The sequence below is a fragment of the Vulcanisaeta distributa JCM 11216 genome (assembly GCF_001315985.1).
Classification (GTDB): domain Archaea; phylum Thermoproteota; class Thermoprotei; order Thermoproteales; family Thermocladiaceae; genus Vulcanisaeta; species Vulcanisaeta distributa_E.
The window spans coordinates 26,515-42,219 of sequence record NZ_BBBI01000006.1 but is presented as its reverse complement, the minus strand read 5'-3'; the positions used below and the strand labels follow the sequence as shown (position 1 = coordinate 42,219).

The following is a 15,705-nucleotide window of genomic DNA, read 5'->3' as shown; positions in this document are numbered from 1 at the left end:
CATCACCTCTTTAACCAATCCCTAATTACATTCATTGTTAAGTACCTAAGCCCCCCCATGTTAGCCTTTATCGCGTCCCACTCATAAAGTATTCTAACGGCTTCATTGGCTACCTTAATCGCATCCTCGACTCCGGCGTCCGGCGCAAATTCATTAGTCTTCCTATTGGCTATGACCGCCATGATACCCCCCCCAGCCCTTGCCCCCCCATGTACATTGGCTATTGTGTAAATCGTTGCAGCCTCCATCTCAAAGTTGAGTACGTTCATCGAGGATAACGTATTAACGAGATCCCTTGACCAGGGTGGTTGGTAATCCCTGAATCCCGGTCTGCCCTGGCCTACATAGAAGTCTGCTGTCGATGCCGTTAACCCAACGTGATATTTAACGCCGAGCATTTCTGCGGCCGTTATAAGGGCCAAGACCACGTCGTAACTGGCCACCGCAGGGTACTCGGGCATTGCGTAGGCGTTACTCGCTCCGTCAAACCTAACGGCGCCTGTGTTAATAATGACATCACCAACCCTAATCCACTCGTGTAGTGCCCCCCCAGTCGTGCCAACCCTAATGAAGGTGTTTGCGCCGAGGGTGAGTAATTCCTCAATGGCTATTGCCGCCGCCGGTCCGCCGATACCGGTGGATACCGCCGATATTGGGGGCGCCCTTGTAAGTTCCCGTGTAGGTTACGTACTCTCTGTGCGTTGCCACGGCACGGGCGGAGTCCCAGTACTTGGCAATCCTGGGTACCCTGTCAGGGTCGCCTGGTGTCAAAACGTATGGCGCCACATCACCAGGGCCAGCCATTAGGTGGTACGCCTTTGTACCCACCATCGGCCTTGACGCAGACATTAATCAATGGGCGACGCTAATCTTTAAAGAATTAACTATCCCAACTGCATAAGTGGGTAAAGAAGTATCGTTTCACTTTGGTACTGATGGAGTACGTGGTGTAATTGATAGGGATTTTAACGAGAGACTTGTAGCCATACTTGCTGAGTCCACCTTTCGCTATTGGTCACGCAGGTATGGATTAAGGAAGTTGTTAATTGGTTATGATGTTAGGAGGAAATCAATGGATTATGCGAATGTGGTTGCCAGCGTGGCTGTTGAGCATGGGATTGACGCGGTAGTTACCGAGAGACCCACGCCAACCCCCCCCGTGATTGCCTGGTACAATGCTCGCTTTGGTTTTGACCTCGCAATTCAGATCACGGCTAGTCACAACCCACCAATGTACAACGGCTTCAAGGTAATAACGAGTAAGGGTTCGCCGGTTCCTGATGAAGATACGAATGGAATAGAGAGGCTATATGACCAGGAGTGGCGGGATATTGATAGATCTGTGTCGAGTATTAGGATTACGAAGCCTCAATTAGTTGATCCGGGTTATCATTACGTGGACCACGTGATTAGTGATGTACTTGAGATGTTTAAACCGAGGAGCAGGTTGAGGGTTATTGTTGATCCCCCCCTATTTGGTACGGCCATTAACTATACGTCTAAGGTACTTAGGGAGTTGGGTATGGATGTTGTTGAGGTTCATAATAGCTACGACCCAGGCTTTGGTGGTAGAAATCCTAATCCAGAGCCCGAGAATATTTATGACACGGTCCAGGAGGTCATGAGTAAGGGTTATGATATTGGTATTGCGCATGATTGTGATGCAGATAGGATTGCCGCTATTGACCCCTCGCATGGTTACTTAAGCCCAAATAACGTGATAACAATTGTACTTGAGCACTTAATGAGGAGAGGGGGGGTTGTTAAGAAGGGCGTTGTTAAGGCTGTGTCTACGACTCACATTGTTGATTTGATAGCTGGTAAGTATGGGGGGGTTAGGGTTTACGAGGTTCCCGTTGGCTTCAAGCACTCAGTTAAGCACTTAATTAATGGTGACGCTGAGGTTGCTGGTGAGGAGAGTAGTGGTTTGGCCTATTCGTGGCACGTGCCTGACAAGGATGGCATATACACGGCGGCGCTATTAACGGCGATAGCCTCTGAGTATGGTAACCTGGTTGATGTATTCGACGGGATAATTAGGGAGTACGGCAGGTCATTCTATAGGAGAGTTGATGTACCGTTTAGTGATGGTAAGGAATTCGTGAGCAGGAATAGGGAGGTAATCATTGATAGACTTCATGAACTGGGTAGTGTTAGGCAGGTAATAACCATTGATGGTGTTAAGGTCGTCTTTAACGATGGTTCCTGGGTCCTAATTAGGGGTAGCGGCACCGAGCCTATCATTAGGATTTACGCGGAGGCATTCTCGGAGGATAGGTTAAGGCAGGTGATTGATTACGCGGTTTCATTGATTAAGTCCCTGGGTTAATGCCGTAATGTTAATAGCAAGGTTAATAATGGTGTGGTGCTAACTTCGTCATGTGAGGATACTCATTAAGTGGTGCGGACTGCCCTGGTGCATGTTCGCCGGCTCCTGGTTATTTGAGGGTTTGGAAGTTGTTAAGTATGTTAGGGATGCCACGCCGGTAGCACCGCCTGAGCCCATAGTTGAGTTGAGTAATGTTAATGGTGATGTTCTTAGGCAGTTATTGGGTAGGCTTAGGCAGTTAATATCGTTGGCCAGCGCAGTTGCGTGGGCCAAAAGGGTTGGCCTTAGGGTCTTTATTTATGGTTCGGCGATGCCTGACCCAGTCAGTGATTTCATTAGGGCTTCGTTGGCTGGCGGTGCTGATGGCGTATTAGTTGATGATTTCATAAGTATCAATAGTGACTTAATTGATGTTGTTCGTATTAATCAGAGTGTTAGTGATGACTCCGTGAATTACGTGGTTGTGAGTCCTGATAGGCCGTATCAACAGTCCATTAGGGCTTATGGCGTTATTATTAAGGATGGAGTTATTGATAGAGATTGGCTATTACGTGTCAGGGATAGGTTTAGGATTGTTTATGGTAGTAAGGAATTCCTGATGATGCTTGATAATTCATTGTTTAGGAGGGAGGTTATTGAGGAGTTGCAGGATGTGGTTGATGGTGTTGTAATTACGGAGGTGCCAAGCCTCGTATCGCTGGATTTCGATGATTACAGGGCGATAAATGTCTTCAGATGTATTAATTGCTATATCGATTTTGAGACTGAGGGTGAGATGAGGAAGTGCCCCCCCAGGTGTGGTAATAGGTTGAGGCCCATTATTAGGCGTTGGGATAAGTTTACGGTGATCGAACCAAAGGTACTGAGGCTTAAGGCGGTTGATGAGATTAGGTATATGCGGTTAAACCCACCCAAAGTTATTAATTACTAAGGTACATAGTGCACTTAGTGCAATGATTAGGGGGGGCGATAGGCTCACAGTGGCCAAGTACATGCTTGAGGATGAATTCATAGGCGAGCTAGGTAGCGATAGAGCTAGAATGATCCTCTACGTACATGAGGACAAACCCTCAGAGCCGAGTTACGGGCCATCAATCGACAGCTTGAAACTACCAAGGGAATTGATAAGTAGGTTGAGGGGGGCTTGGGATTGATAAGCTCTTTGACTTTCAATGGGAGGCCTATCAATCAATTATTAATGGGAATAATGTGGTTATAATGGCCGGTACCGGCGTTGGTAAGACCGAGGCATTCCTACTGCCATTAATAACGATGATCAATAAGGAGGGTGTTAAGGCAATAATTATGTACCCAACAAAGGCCCTCGCCAGGGACCAACTACTCAGGATGCAGAGGTACTTCACGGCGATCAACGTGTCCGTAATGCCGTATGACGGTGACACACCCAGTGATATTAGGTCTCGGATATACTCCTCACCACCTGACATACTCATCACAAACCCTGACATGGTTAGTGAAGCATTAACCCACGTCAGTAAGTTCAGGGATTTACTCCGTAATTACAGGGTAATCGTGTTGGACGACTTCCACGTCTATAATGGGGGGGTCTTTGGCGCTCACGTCCATTATGTCCTTAAGAGGATGAGAAGGTTCATGAGAGGTTACCAATTCGTCGTTTCCACGGCCACTGTTGGAAACCCAATTGATTTTGCCAGGGAATTGCTTGGCGTCGATGATGTTAGGCTGATCAGAGGTCCCGAGGGTAGGAGGGGGGGCTTGGTTAGGCATGTCCTAGTTAGCCCAATAAGTAGGGGGGGTAGGCTTGCCGAGGCGGCTGAGTTGGCTAGGGTGTGTGTTAGGAGGGATATGAAGTGCCTTGTCTTTGCTGATAGTCATAGGTTTGTTGAGTTGATTAAGAGGTTTGTTGATAGGGCTGGGTTTGGCGATAGGGTTAGGGGTTCATAGGGCTGGGCTCACGATTGAGGAGAGGCATGAGGTTGAGGATGGGTTTAGGGAGGGCAGGTACCTAGTGCTCCTAACCACGCCGACGCTTGAGATGGGTATTGATGTTGGTGATGTTGATGTTGCGGTCATGGCCACAATACCGCCCAGCTACTCGAAGTACCTGCAGAGGAGTGGTAGTTGGTAGGAGGGTCAAAGGGCCTATGTGATTCAGGTCCTTGGGGGATGACCCAATGAGTACCTACTATAGTTCGAATCCACGTGAATTCTACATGAGGAGGCCTGAGGATTTGTACGTTGAATGGAGAAATGACGAGATAGCCAGGAGACACTGCCTGTTGATGGCTTACGAGAGGCCCGTGAGGAGTGGTTCCGTGGATATGTACTGCGAGGAAATACTTAAGTCATTAGTTAATGATGGCTTAGTCGAGGTTAGGGGGTAATTACTACGTCGTGAGTGACAAAGGCCGTGAGGTTGTTAGGGCAATACATGGTATTAGGGGTGTTGGCGAGGTTATTAAGATTGTTGAGGGTAAGAGGGTCATTGGCCATAGGGAGCTGCCTATGGCATTGAGGGAGCTTCATGATGGCGCCATTTACCTACATGGCGGTAGGGTTTACGAGGTCTATAAACTTGACCTAAGTAGCAGGACAGCATACGTTAGGAAACTACAAGGTGATTACGACTTTTACACAACAGCGCTATATAGCTCTGAACCTAGGATTGACGAGATCCTTGAGGAGGGTTTCATAAAATCCGTGCCCTATCAATACGTTAGGTTAACAATTAAGGAGGTTGTTCATGGTTACGTGGTTAAGAGATTCGGCAGTGGCGAGGTTGTTGAGAAGAGGGAGTTCGGTGAGCCGTTTACGTATGAATTTAGGACAAAAGGTGTTGTTATTTATGCGCCGTTCATAACCTTCAGCCCGTTTGAGAATGTTGATGTTGTTGAGAGGGGGGGTAGGGCCTATCACGCGGCTGAGCATGTAATGATTATGGTTGGTGAGAACGTGATTGGGGGGGCGGGGCCCACGGACCTAGGCGGTATCTCATACCCAACTGGGCACATAATAATCTACGACTCATACCCAGGCGGTTCAGGCACTGCCAGGATGATTATTAAGAGGATTGATGAAGTCCTTAAAATCTCGCTTAGTGTACTTACGCATTGTACATGCACTGATGGTTGCCCCCCCAAATGCGTGTACTCACCCTACTGTGGTAATGATAACCACTACCTATCCAGGAAAAACGCAATTAAGGTTATTGATGCAATACTGAAGGGGGGGGTATCATCAAGTGTTTCAGAGCTACCTACTGGAGGTTCCTATGACTAATGTTTATAGTTAATCTCCTAGTTATACCTAGGAATAACGGCATGAGAATTATTAATGGTATTATGTAAGTTATGATCCTAAACCAGACATCATAAGCCAGGTAATAATTACTTAAACCGAGATTGTTGAGTATGTATAGATTCGCAAGTTCACCAATGCCTGCTGACCCAGGTAATAGTGATATGTATGTGAGGACAGTATACGATAGCATAATTAACACACCAATGATGAAATTCGTATTGACGCCCAAGGCGTAAAAAATCAACGTAACATTTAGGCCGGATAACAACCACTGGGTGGCGGATAGAATAAAAAGCACGAGGTAATCAATTGCTGTGAAGCTAACACCGTAAGTCTCATTCTCATTCGCTACAATAAAGTTCCTAGCGATATTAACCCTGGAACTAATAAACCTAAACATACGCTCAATGTACCTACCTAACCTGGCGCTTACTATTGATATGAACAATACCATATACACCACAAAGAGTACTACCGCCATTACAAACGCGATAAAGGGAACCGTAGTCAGGCTAAATAGGTAGAATATGAGTATCATTAACGTAAGCGTTATTGTGTCTACTGTATACCTAAGTACGATACCCTCAGTAACCCTGGCAGTTGGAAGGCCCTTATACGTTAGGTACGTAATCGTGATAACCTCACCACCGATGTAGAAGCCAGGTATTAATAGCGACATATATACCTGAGCCGCCACTACCTTAATTAAATCGGCCGTATTTATTTTAAACCTCATGCCCCTATTAAATATTATACTAAGTCTTACGCCAATGAGTGATATCTGCGCAAGGAAAACAAACTCAGAAATAATGAGATAAAATGGATACTTAGGCGGCTCATACCTAGCCTTAGCAAGGCCTGATTCCAATAGTATCACTATTGTAATTATTATTGTAACAATGGATAATACAATAAATAGGGCATCCCTACGCCAATCTATATTACCAATACGACTATGATTACTCACTGTACACACTTAAAAGCGGTATTTTTAAATGTCCCACCACAAGGTAGTGAAGCATTAGGACATACTATACTTAATACTATTTCTACATAAATATACCATAAGAAGATTTACTACGTGAATTTTACCCCATCAACCTTAGTAAGCGTACCTTTGTACAAGAATGATATTTGCCTAAGGGCCGCGTAGTAATCAAACTCATTTAGTGCGGAGATCCCATCAATTGGTACGACAACGTTGTACCAATTAAGTGCGGCGCTACCCGCAGTGTGCAGTACGCATATGTTGGCTACGGTACCCACTATCACGAGGTTAGTCGCATGAACAACATGCCTAAGCACGTAGTCAAGATCCGTGCCGAAGAATGCATCATACCTACGCTTCCTTATTACTATGTCACTAGGCATGGGCTTAAGCTCATCAACTATCTCGGCACCCCCCCACGTATCCATTACACAGTGCTCACCCCCCCAAATCCTAAACTCTGGGTCATTCTTGAAGTGCCAGTCCTGGGTGTATATTATGGGTACATTGGCATCCCTGGCCTTCATAAGCAGCTTCCTTATCGCAGGTACTGTGGCTTGCGCTGTCGGTACGTATAGTTTACCGTTTGGTTTTACGAAGTCATTCTGCATATCGACAACTATTATAGCCGTGCCGGACGATGGCAACTCGACACTCTCTTTAATCTCCATTTCAGGAATTTTTACAGTACCTGTTACCTTCGACATCAAATCTAGGAATGGGTGAATAACCTAATATATTTGAAGCGGCAATTTTTACCAAATTGCCTATCGATTTTAAATCATCCTTTGAACCTTAAGCATGAACTGCTTAATCTTTGACATCACGTTCTCGACGTGCCAAACAGGGTTTACGAAAACCATCAACCAGCCCTTGGACCCCCCCATCTCGAAGAAGGCAATTTTGAAGTTTGAGTAGCGGATTATGAGGTATTGATAGGGACCGAGGAGGTCATCATTGATTTTAGCGGTATGATCAACGAACTCTATGAGGGAGAGGAGGTTTTTAAGGGATTTAACGGTGAGGGTGTTTGGGATGTGATAAATAAGTGGAATACCGTTTGAGTCAATGATTGCGGCGCCAATTATTACCTCACCATCTATTAACTCGCTAAGCATTATCCGCTTAAGCTCTGTTTGAAGTGTCTTCTCAACGACCTTCTTATCGGGAGAAACATAAATTACCAAACTAATCCCCCCCACAAAAATGTTAGCGCAACTCTTTATAAGCCTTATCACTTCAATTTATGTGCTATAGAGAGTACGTATGAATATGTAGATAAACATATTTATAATTTAAGAAAATCACGTACTATCTCTCTTGCCAGCCCTGCCCAACATCTCATGCGCCCTCGCCAACTCATCTCTAGCCAGGGCAAGGACTAGGTTAACCTCGCCGGCGAGTACCGCTGCCGCTACTATCTCTGCGAACTTCAGGCATTGGTACCGGGTGGGTTCCCTGAGCCATAAACACCGAGCATTTGAAGCATTTCTCTCTGTGTTGGTAACCCGGTGCCGCCACCGACGGTGCCAACCTCGAGACTAGGCAGTGTGACTGATACGTAGAGGTCACCATTGTCGAGGGGGGGTTCCATCCAGGTAATACCCATGCTTGACTCAACGGCTTGGGCAGCATCTTGACCGGTGGCTATGAATATGGCCGCGATTATATTAGCGAAGTGGGCGTTGAAGCCGTATGAGTGAGCCAGCGCCGAACCAAGCAGGTTCTTCCTATTATTGACCTCGGCCACGTCCTCCGCAGTGACGCCCCACTTCTCAAGGGTACTCCTTGGTATTACGGCCTCGCTAATCACGGTCTTACCCCTACCAAGCAGGAAATTCACGGCATTAGCCTTCTTATCCACGCACATATTGCCGCTGAGGGCGACTAACCGAGCCCTTGGGAAGTTGCTGAGTATGTACTTAACGGCTTTGTCAGTGGCTATTGTAACCATGTTCATGCCCATTGCATCCCCCCCAGTCGTGAACTTAAACCTAAGCCATACATTATTACCAACAATGAATGGTTGAATGCTTACTAACTTCGCGTGCCTACTGGTTGACTCGGCCACGCTCTTCACCTCATTGAAGTGTTCATTAACCCAGTTAACGAGCTCGACAGCGTCAATGACGCTTGGTACGGCTATTACGGGGGGGGCCCTGGTCATACCATCATTAATAACCTTACTCCTTGCGCCACCGGCTTCAGTAATTACTTTGGCACCCCTATTTACTGAGGCAACGAGTGCCCCCTCCGTTGTTGCTAATGGTATGTAGTAAAGGCCATTAGCATAATCGCCGATTATGCGTAACGGCCCGGCAACACCTATGGGTATTTGGGCGGCGCCTATTGTATTTTCAATGTTTCTACCAACGACGGTGTTGAAGTCTATTACGGTCTTACCGACGTTCTCAAGCCTCGCACCGACCTTGCTTTCTATGTATTTCCTCCTAATTTCTGTTGCCTTGTTTGAGTCTCCGAGGACCTTGTCTAGTTCGTGAAGTTTCAATTTACCTTCATCAATCTTTGCGAATACATCCTCAAGGCTTACCTCCTCAACCATTATAATGGCTATATTCAGGGAATATTTAAAAACTTCACATTTATGGCAACTGCTGGTGTTTAATACGACAGAAGTATATGTCGTGGCCCACTCCCTGGTACCTGGCGGTAGGCATTATGAGAAGGGATTGAAGGAGTTATTCGCCGACGCATTCCTAAAGGTCCTTGACCAGGTCGGTAATGCTAACCTGGGTGCAATATACGTTGCCAATGCCTTCTCCGAGGTGCTTCAGGACCAGAGTGTCCTTGGGGGGGCTTACCTGACGGATTATATTGGACTTAGGAGGATACCAGCCATTAGGATTGAGAGTGGTGATGGGTCAAGCGGCATAGCGTTCTTAGAGGCCTATAACATGGTTAGGGCTGGTATTTACGACTGCGTCGCTGTTGTCGGCGTTGAGAAAATGCACGACGTGATAAACGTAAAGCTAAACAAGGCATTGGCCACGATAACCGATTACGAGTATGAAGCTTCTTCGGTGTGACGCCGGCGGCTCAGGCAGCCATGGCCATGAAGGAATACATGATTAAGTATGGTTACGACTATGAGGACTTGGCAATATGGCCAATAAAGATGCACGAGAGAGGTAGTAAGAACCCACTCGCATACATGAAGAAACAGGCGTCGCTTAAGGACGTACTTGAGTCGGAGGTCGTTGCCGACCCATTGAGGCTTTACGACGTTGCACCGGCTGTGGATGGGTCGGCCGCTGTCGTGTTATGTAACAAGCCGTTAAAGAACGACGCAGTAATAAGGGTTGATGGTATTGGTGTTGGGGGGGCATATGGGACATACATGGGCCAGAGGGATTCATTGACTGAGCTATACTCGGTTAGGGATGCCACTAACATGGCGCTCAGGATGGCTCATGCAACGACTAGTGATGTAAAGCTTGTGGAGGTTCATGATACATACAGCATACTCGGCATGCTGGCGTTGGAATCCATGGGTCTCGTGAGGCCTGGTGAGACACCGAGGCTTCTATCCACGGGCGCCTTAGACGCGGGTAATAAGTTAGTCGTTAATGCAGGTGGTGGGCTTAAGTCAATGGGATTTCCAGGGGGGGTGCCTCGGGTATGTATGAATTGGCGTTAATGGTTATGGAGCTAATGAATGTGAAGCCCTTTGAGTCACTGGGTAGGGCTGAGTTAGGTATTGTTCAGGATATGGCCGGTTTTGACTTGGTATCAACATCGATAATCCTCAGGAGGGTGAGCTGACATGGTTGACCAGAGACTATCCATACCAAGGTACTGGAGAAGGATGCCCCAGTACTACAGGCTCGAGGGTGTCCAATGCGTTAAGTGCGGCCGAGTGTACTTCCCACCGAGGGCTGTGTGTGAGTGCGGTTCCAGGGAGTTTAAGCCATACCCATTGCCGAGCACGGGCAAGCTCGTAAACTTCACGGTGCTCTACTCGGTGCCTGTTGAGTTTGAGAAGATGAAGCCTCTGATAATAGGCATGGTGGATCTTGGCGGTGTTAAGGTTGTTGGTCAGATAGTGGATTGCATGAACCCTGAGAAGCTGAGTCCCGGCATTGATGTTGAGGTTGTGTTTAGGATGGTTAAGATGGATGGCACATACGGCCTGATAAACTACGGCTATAAATTCAGGCCAGTCAATAATTGCTAAATCTCCTAAGTATCAAAACCCTCGCATTAAATGCCCTCCTAATCCAATCACAATTACCTTTACCATTATTACTTACGCATAGTATGTACGACCTAGCAATGAACGCCAGATCAGCTAGAAAACCCGCGGTTACGTAGTCCTGAGCCTTCAATGCGCGGGTCATATTATCAACAATGAGTGAGTACGTAATGTCCGGCCTCGTAAGATCTCCATCAATGCCCACTAGATAATCCCCCATCGATACGTAATTCGCCTCTGGCTAACTTAACGTATTGATAATACGATACTGCGGCTGATATGGTATTACCTGGTTCGTCGCCATCGACAACATTTAAGTACGGCTTAGCGGTATCACCGCACTTCATAAGTTCGTTTATTACATCCCCCCCCTATCACCACCGACTGCAGGATCCATAGAAATTCCTCCATGGCCCTAATTATTCGAGAGTTACAATCATTCATCTCCGTTTGGCTCCCGTTCCTTTGCATACTCATCAAACCACTTCTTTAACTCATCAATCCCCGGCTCTATAAGTGTTAATCCCCTGCCGGGCTCAATCTCGTACTTCATGGCCTTCCTGTAATGATTCGTCAGCCTGGCCTTCTTGATAATGAGCCACCTCTCAATTTCCTTCTTCTTCTCAGGCTGTTCAATCCACATGTGTATTATTGCGTCCGCAATGTGCTCAGCCCCCCCGAAGCCGAAGGTCATGCCTGTGGTTGGTGCGAATTGGTTAGTCATAATCACAGTAACATTCGAGCGGTAGAGCCTCTGCCTAAGTCGATAAGTGATGAGCCTAGCCATCGCCGGCGCATGGGCCCACATCGGGGGCCAGGGAGTCGATGATGACTAGGACATCCTTCGTCACCTTACCCTCCTCACTCACGCCGAGTACCTCGTAAGCCCTCTCGATACTGGCCATCACAACCTCCATACTCAATGGTGACCTAGCCTTGGATTTACCCTCTTCTTCCTCACCTGCCCTAAGCAACTCCCTGTACTCCCTAGCCAACCCAAAGAGGTCGATGACGACTAGGTTCGTCTTAACATCCTTGACCTTACCAGCCAATACATCGGCAAGGCTGACCGCATCGCTTAGGTCAATGTTGAATTGCCTAGCCTGCCTAACAACATCGAAGAACCTGGTCTCCGTGCTGACGTAGACGACGGGCATGGCATCCACATTGGCCCCCCCAGCAGCCTGTATTGTGAGTATTGACTTCCCAACGCCGGGCTCGCCAGTAATGAGTAGCCAATTACCCCTCGGCACCCCCCCACCAAGCATCGCGTAATCAAGCCAGTCAATACCAAGGCTAATCCTCCTTACTCCACTGGACATTTTGCTTCAAGGAAAATAAATAATGAATTTATTTAAAAGCCATTTTAAGGGAACTTTATGTGTATTATACCTTCAACTGCCTTATGTCTGGGAAGTCGTCCTCAAAGTACTCATGCTCACCCTAATGCCCTTGTTCCTCTTCTCACGTTCAAGGCCCCTAAGCTCAACACGCCTAATCTTGCCACTAATGGTCTTAGGCAGCTCAGGCACGAACTCAATGGCCCTAGGCCTCTTATACGGCGCTATGTTAAGCCTAATGAACTTAAAGATGTCATGGGCCAAGTCCCTACTCGGTGTGTAGCCGGGCTTTAACACTATGTATGCCTTTGGTATGAAGCCCCTTATTGGGTCTGGGCTTGGGACCACGCAGCCTCAGCAACGGCTGGGTGCTTCAATAAGTCACTTTCCAGTTCGAATGGGCTAATCCTATAGTCGCTTGACTTGAATACGTCGTCTGCACGGCCAACGAAGTATAGGTAGCCTTCCTCATCCATGAAGGCGACATCACCCGTGAAGTAAAGACCGAGCCTAAACACCTCCTTATTCTTATTCTTATCATCATAACCAACCATTAAGCCAATGGGCCTCGGGCTTGTCTTAACGGTTATGTGGCCATCCTTATTAGTGCCCACGGGATTCCCATCCTCATCAACGAGGACCACGTCGTAGCCGGGGGCTGGCTTACCCATTGAGCCAGGCTTAATCCTCATGCCTGGGAAGTTACCAACCATGAGCGTGGTCTCCGTCTGCCCGTATCCATCACGTATGTACTTACCCGTGGCTTTGTAAACACGTTCAATGACCTCTGGATTCAGGGGGCTCACCGGCGCTCACGAAGCTCTTTATCTTCTCGAGGTTATACTTCGTTAAGTCCTCAAGTATTATCATACGCCAAACAGTTGGCGGTGCGCACAGCGTATCAACGCCGTAATTCTCGAGGACCTTTAAGTGGTTCGCCGCGCTGAACCTGCCGCTATAATCATAGACAACGGTGGTCGCGCCCGCGTTAAACGCGGCGAAGAATGTTGACCAAGCCCACTTGGCCCAGCCGGGGGGGCTTGAGATGTTCATGTGCCTATAGCCAGGTTTGGCGCCCACCCAGTACATGGTTGTTAGGTGACCAATTGGGTAGCTTGAGTGGGTGTGCATTACCATCTTCGGCTTTGCCGTTGTACCTGACGTGAAATAAACCAGTAATAACTCATTGGTTTTAGTCCTAACTCCCTGGAAGTTCTCAGACTTACCACTTGTTAATTCATAATAATCGAGCCAGCCAGGTCCTGGCTTACCGAGGGTTATGAAGTACTTAACACCAAGCTTCTCAAGCCTATCCCTAATTTGATTGATTCTGCTGACGACCTCAGGATCAGCGATTATGGCCTTGAAGTGCGCCCTCGCAGCCCTATCCTCAATGTCCGCCGGTAACAGCAACGTAGTGGCTGGCGCTATCACCGCACCCATCTTCATTAGTGCCAGGAATGTTTCAAAGAGTTCAGGCCTGTTATTGAGCATTACCATGACGACGTCCCCACGGCCAATACCCAAATCACTGAGTGCATTGGCTAACTTATTAGACCTGGCCCTAAGCTCAGGATAACTGAAGACCCTAGAGTCACCAGTCCTGAATAACTCATCATTTATGTATACGAGGGCAGGATTGGTGGCGGTCTCGGCAAGGTACTTATCAAAGTAATCCACAGCCCAGTTAAACTCACCAGGCGGTGGCCACCGGAAGTTCGCCTTAGCCTCCTCATAGCTACCCGCATTTAGGAGCATACTTCTTTGCCTTAAGAACTCGTCGAAGGTTGAGCCATTCATATGCTCACTAGTATACAGTAATCATATAGTTTTATAAGTTTTTCCTTAATGATATATTTTATTAATTATCATTTTATTTATGTAAAAATAAGGTAATATTTAAAAATAAGCCAAATACGACTAATGTGATATGGTCTCTATAGCACAAACAGCACTTAATACGTTGTTCTGGGAAGCCGCCGTAATGCTCCTTGTAATAGGCTTCGTTAATATGGGGGGGGTGGGTAAGAACGAACCTCGGGACTTCGGTATTGTGCTTCTCTCAGGTGCACTAATGGAGACCATAGCCATGGCTTTTGTGATTATGGAGGGCGACATTTTTGGCGCTACCGTTGCCGCAGCCCTTGTATTGCTGTTATGGATGTTAGGTATAGGTCTAATCATGGGTAAGAACTTGATGGCCATGAATCATGCATTATGGTTCACGGGATTATTCTTTGCATTGATAACAGCGGAACTCATTAGGATGGGCGCCGTCACGCTCTCGCTCGCCATAGGCCTGCTTCCAATAATAACGATATTACTATCTATAGCCCACTACCTTAATATGCCATTAATAGGCAAGGTGGCTGGCATAATTTCCATAATCGATGGTTTCGCATTCTTCGTACTAGCCTTTGCAGGCGCGGCCGGCATGGTACTGCCCTGATTCGCTGCCTAATCCTGTTCTTGTCAAAACATTTACCTATCTTTCCTTTGTCTTTGTATTTTTAATTCATGTATATAGATATTTCAGCTCGTCTCTTCCTAAATCACCGGTCATCCATATCATCGACCCATCATCACCGAGTAAATAATTGTGCTCAGATTTTAAATCTAAATGCCGATTAGAGATGCCACTATTATGCCTATTATTACGGCTATGAAACCTAGCGCCGATCTTAGGTTCAGTCTCTCTTTAAGCTTAACTATTGCCAGTACCTCGGTAATCACGGGCGACAATGCCGTTATTAACGTTGGTACGGCGATTCCCGCGTAATCCACGGACAAGACATAGAGGGGGGGACCTCCAACACCGTAACTAATTAACCCAGCGAGGAAGACCTTACCACTAACTTTAAACCTAAAGCCCTCAACCACAATCTTCAGTATTAATGCGCCTATCATTAGGGCGATGCCCCCCCTAATGAATATTATGCCCCCCCAGGGACTTGTGTACTCATAGGCCTTATATAGGGCTAGGAAGGAGAAGGCGTAGAGTATGGCTGAGAGCAGCGCCATGAAGTACCCGTAAAGAGTGCCTTTGCCGGAGCCCATTATTAGGTAGAGACCGATCATTATTAGCGCGGCGGGCCACGCGTATGCCAGGTATGATGGGCTAATCACGAGTAATATTATTGGGAGTAGGACTACGTAGGCGTAGGAAATCACGTTTGCAATACCAACATCGGCATACCTTAACGAGATCAGGAATACGTAGGTGCCGAAGACAGGCCCAAGCACCGCGAAGAGGGTACCGTAAAGCCAGGCGCCGCCATTTAGTGATGGTTTAAGTAGTACGAATGGTACTGCTAGCGTGAAGGCACCTAGCGAGTTTGATATTAAGTCATCGAGCGCACTATCCGTTGCGCCTACCCTGTAGAGTATTGGTGAAACTGCCCAGGTAAATGACGCGGCTATGGCAAGTATAATACCGAGTATGTACATCAACATAGTACCTCCACAATGTATCTTAGATCTTCGGCATTAAAGTAATATCTTAGGTTGCTTAATTGAATGTTAGTTCGGGATAAAGCATTAAAGGACCCATGAA

General features: G+C 47.1%; 21 protein-coding genes and 3 pseudogenes. 12 read left to right on the top strand and 12 right to left on the bottom strand.

The window, feature by feature from the left end:
- Window positions 1-2 precede the first annotated feature (2 nt).
- Window positions 3-849: pseudogene (udp, locus tag JCM11216_RS06325) on the bottom strand (uridine phosphorylase).
- A 52-nt stretch (window positions 850-901) separates the two neighbouring features.
- Here udp and JCM11216_RS06320 point away from each other — a divergent pair.
- The 7 genes from JCM11216_RS06320 to JCM11216_RS17185 are packed head-to-tail and all read left to right on the top strand — an operon-like array spanning window position 902 to window position 5,590.
- A complete protein-coding gene (locus JCM11216_RS06320; RefSeq protein ID WP_054853657.1) occupies window positions 902-2,329 on the top strand; it encodes a phosphoglucomutase in 1,428 nt (475 codons plus the stop codon).
- Between the two features lie 52 nt (window positions 2,330-2,381).
- Window positions 2,382-3,260, top strand: coding sequence for a hypothetical protein (locus JCM11216_RS06315; protein ID WP_243675498.1), 879 nt, complete (start codon window positions 2,382-2,384; stop codon window positions 3,258-3,260).
- Between the two features lie 22 nt (window positions 3,261-3,282).
- On the top strand, window positions 3,283-3,483 hold the full coding sequence (locus JCM11216_RS17205; protein WP_243675497.1) for a hypothetical protein: 201 nt from the start codon (window positions 3,283-3,285) through the stop codon (window positions 3,481-3,483).
- A 55-nt stretch (window positions 3,484-3,538) separates the two neighbouring features.
- Complete coding sequence (locus tag JCM11216_RS17200; RefSeq protein WP_243675495.1) at window positions 3,539-4,255, top strand: DEAD/DEAH box helicase; 717 nt, start codon at window positions 3,539-3,541, stop codon at window positions 4,253-4,255.
- Window positions 4,230-4,439 (top strand): helicase-related protein, encoded by a 210-nt coding sequence (locus tag JCM11216_RS17195; RefSeq protein WP_243675493.1) that lies wholly within the window; start codon window positions 4,230-4,232, stop codon window positions 4,437-4,439. Before JCM11216_RS17200 ends, JCM11216_RS17195 begins: the two co-directional genes overlap by 26 nt.
- A 46-nt stretch (window positions 4,440-4,485) precedes the next feature.
- Entirely contained in the window at window positions 4,486-4,695 is a 210-nt protein-coding gene (locus JCM11216_RS17190; protein WP_243675492.1) for a hypothetical protein, read from the top strand.
- 10 nt (window positions 4,696-4,705) lie between these two features.
- A complete protein-coding gene (locus tag JCM11216_RS17185) occupies window positions 4,706-5,590 on the top strand; it encodes a DUF1998 domain-containing protein (protein ID WP_243675491.1) in 885 nt (294 codons plus the stop codon).
- On the opposite strand, the gene JCM11216_RS06305 is transcribed toward JCM11216_RS17185, so the two are convergent.
- From JCM11216_RS06305 to hmgA, 4 genes and pseudogenes are all read right to left on the bottom strand, one after another.
- Window positions 5,568-6,578 carry a lysylphosphatidylglycerol synthase transmembrane domain-containing protein gene (locus JCM11216_RS06305; RefSeq protein ID WP_054853656.1) on the bottom strand — a complete coding sequence of 337 codons (1,011 nt, stop codon included), beginning with the start codon at window positions 6,576-6,578 and terminating at the stop codon, window positions 5,568-5,570. The genes JCM11216_RS17185 and JCM11216_RS06305 overlap by 23 nt on opposite strands.
- 110 nt (window positions 6,579-6,688) lie before the next feature.
- Window positions 6,689-7,306, bottom strand: a complete 618-nt coding sequence (locus JCM11216_RS06300; protein ID WP_054853655.1) for an isochorismatase family cysteine hydrolase — start codon at window positions 7,304-7,306, stop codon at window positions 6,689-6,691.
- Between the two features lie 69 nt (window positions 7,307-7,375).
- Complete coding sequence (locus JCM11216_RS06295) at window positions 7,376-7,801, bottom strand: hypothetical protein (RefSeq protein ID WP_243675490.1); 426 nt, start codon at window positions 7,799-7,801, stop codon at window positions 7,376-7,378.
- 102 nt (window positions 7,802-7,903) lie between these two features.
- Window positions 7,904-9,162 (bottom strand): annotated as a pseudogene (gene hmgA / locus JCM11216_RS06290) (hydroxymethylglutaryl-CoA reductase (NADPH)).
- A 55-nt stretch (window positions 9,163-9,217) separates the two neighbouring features.
- Between hmgA and JCM11216_RS17180 the strand changes: the two are divergent.
- From JCM11216_RS17180 to JCM11216_RS06280, 4 genes are read left to right on the top strand one after another with little or no spacing between them, the layout of a single operon-like run.
- Window positions 9,218-9,646, top strand: a complete 429-nt coding sequence (locus tag JCM11216_RS17180) for a hypothetical protein (protein WP_243675489.1) — start codon at window positions 9,218-9,220, stop codon at window positions 9,644-9,646.
- Window positions 9,643-10,257: a thiolase family protein gene (locus tag JCM11216_RS17175; RefSeq protein ID WP_243675487.1), complete on the top strand. Its 615-nt coding sequence runs from the start codon at window positions 9,643-9,645 to the stop codon at window positions 10,255-10,257. Before JCM11216_RS17180 ends, JCM11216_RS17175 begins: the two co-directional genes overlap by 4 nt.
- Entirely contained in the window at window positions 10,239-10,382 is a 144-nt protein-coding gene (locus tag JCM11216_RS17170; protein WP_243675485.1) for a hypothetical protein, read from the top strand. The genes JCM11216_RS17175 and JCM11216_RS17170 overlap by 19 nt, the downstream gene beginning before the upstream one ends.
- Before the next feature lies 1 nt (window position 10,383).
- Window positions 10,384-10,794 (top strand): Zn-ribbon domain-containing OB-fold protein, encoded by a 411-nt coding sequence (locus JCM11216_RS06280; RefSeq protein ID WP_054853654.1) that lies wholly within the window; start codon window positions 10,384-10,386, stop codon window positions 10,792-10,794.
- On the opposite strand, the gene JCM11216_RS06275 is transcribed toward JCM11216_RS06280, so the two are convergent.
- The 6 genes and pseudogenes from JCM11216_RS06275 to JCM11216_RS06265 all read right to left on the bottom strand — a co-directional run bounded on the left by JCM11216_RS06275 (window position 10,781) and on the right by JCM11216_RS06265 (window position 13,910).
- A complete protein-coding gene (locus tag JCM11216_RS06275; protein WP_243675483.1) occupies window positions 10,781-11,017 on the bottom strand; it encodes a hypothetical protein in 237 nt (78 codons plus the stop codon). The two genes, JCM11216_RS06280 and JCM11216_RS06275, sit on opposite strands and share 14 nt — an antisense overlap.
- The gene (locus tag JCM11216_RS17165) at window positions 11,007-11,159 is read right to left on the bottom strand and encodes a hypothetical protein (protein WP_243675481.1); all 153 of its coding nucleotides are present in this window, start codon (window positions 11,157-11,159) and stop codon (window positions 11,007-11,009) included. Before JCM11216_RS17165 ends, JCM11216_RS06275 begins: the two co-directional genes overlap by 11 nt.
- An 89-nt stretch (window positions 11,160-11,248) precedes the next feature.
- Complete coding sequence (locus tag JCM11216_RS17160; RefSeq protein ID WP_243675479.1) at window positions 11,249-11,599, bottom strand: ATPase domain-containing protein; 351 nt, start codon at window positions 11,597-11,599, stop codon at window positions 11,249-11,251.
- Window positions 11,592-12,134: an RAD55 family ATPase gene (locus tag JCM11216_RS17155; RefSeq protein WP_243675477.1), complete on the bottom strand. Its 543-nt coding sequence runs from the start codon at window positions 12,132-12,134 to the stop codon at window positions 11,592-11,594. The genes JCM11216_RS17160 and JCM11216_RS17155 overlap by 8 nt, the downstream gene beginning before the upstream one ends.
- 81 nt (window positions 12,135-12,215) lie before the next feature.
- A complete protein-coding gene (locus tag JCM11216_RS17150) occupies window positions 12,216-12,500 on the bottom strand; it encodes a hypothetical protein (protein WP_243675475.1) in 285 nt (94 codons plus the stop codon).
- Window positions 12,476-13,910: pseudogene (locus JCM11216_RS06265) on the bottom strand (AMP-binding protein). Before JCM11216_RS06265 ends, JCM11216_RS17150 begins: the two are co-directional and overlap by 25 nt.
- Window positions 13,911-14,082: 172 nt before the next feature.
- Here JCM11216_RS06265 and JCM11216_RS06260 point away from each other — a divergent pair.
- On the top strand, window positions 14,083-14,601 hold the full coding sequence (locus JCM11216_RS06260; RefSeq protein WP_243675473.1) for a hypothetical protein: 519 nt from the start codon (window positions 14,083-14,085) through the stop codon (window positions 14,599-14,601).
- Between the two features lie 167 nt (window positions 14,602-14,768).
- Here the strand turns inward: JCM11216_RS06260 and JCM11216_RS06255 are convergent, their stop codons facing one another.
- Window positions 14,769-15,605: a DMT family transporter gene (locus JCM11216_RS06255; protein ID WP_054853651.1), complete on the bottom strand. Its 837-nt coding sequence runs from the start codon at window positions 15,603-15,605 to the stop codon at window positions 14,769-14,771.
- Window positions 15,606-15,705: the final 100 nt, after the last annotated feature.

Coding starts and splice junctions, on each gene's coding strand:
- JCM11216_RS17205 (WP_243675497.1), top strand. CDS start 3,283: ATGATTAGGGGGGGCGATAGGCTCACAGTGGCCAAGTACATGCTTGAG.
- JCM11216_RS17190 (WP_243675492.1), top strand. CDS start 4,486: ATGAGTACCTACTATAGTTCGAATCCACGTGAATTCTACATGAGGAGG.
- JCM11216_RS06300 (WP_054853655.1), bottom strand. CDS start 7,306: ATGTCGAAGGTAACAGGTACTGTAAAAATTCCTGAAATGGAGATTAAA.
- JCM11216_RS17170 (WP_243675485.1), top strand. CDS start 10,239: ATGTATGAATTGGCGTTAATGGTTATGGAGCTAATGAATGTGAAGCCC.
- JCM11216_RS06280 (WP_054853654.1), top strand. CDS start 10,384: ATGGTTGACCAGAGACTATCCATACCAAGGTACTGGAGAAGGATGCCC.
- JCM11216_RS17165 (WP_243675481.1), bottom strand. CDS start 11,159: ATGAAGTGCGGTGATACCGCTAAGCCGTACTTAAATGTTGTCGATGGC.
- JCM11216_RS17160 (WP_243675479.1), bottom strand. CDS start 11,599: ATGGCTAGGCTCATCACTTATCGACTTAGGCAGAGGCTCTACCGCTCG.
- JCM11216_RS17155 (WP_243675477.1), bottom strand. CDS start 12,134: ATGTCCAGTGGAGTAAGGAGGATTAGCCTTGGTATTGACTGGCTTGAT.
- JCM11216_RS06260 (WP_243675473.1), top strand. CDS start 14,083: ATGGTCTCTATAGCACAAACAGCACTTAATACGTTGTTCTGGGAAGCC.
- JCM11216_RS06255 (WP_054853651.1), bottom strand. CDS start 15,605: ATGTTGATGTACATACTCGGTATTATACTTGCCATAGCCGCGTCATTT.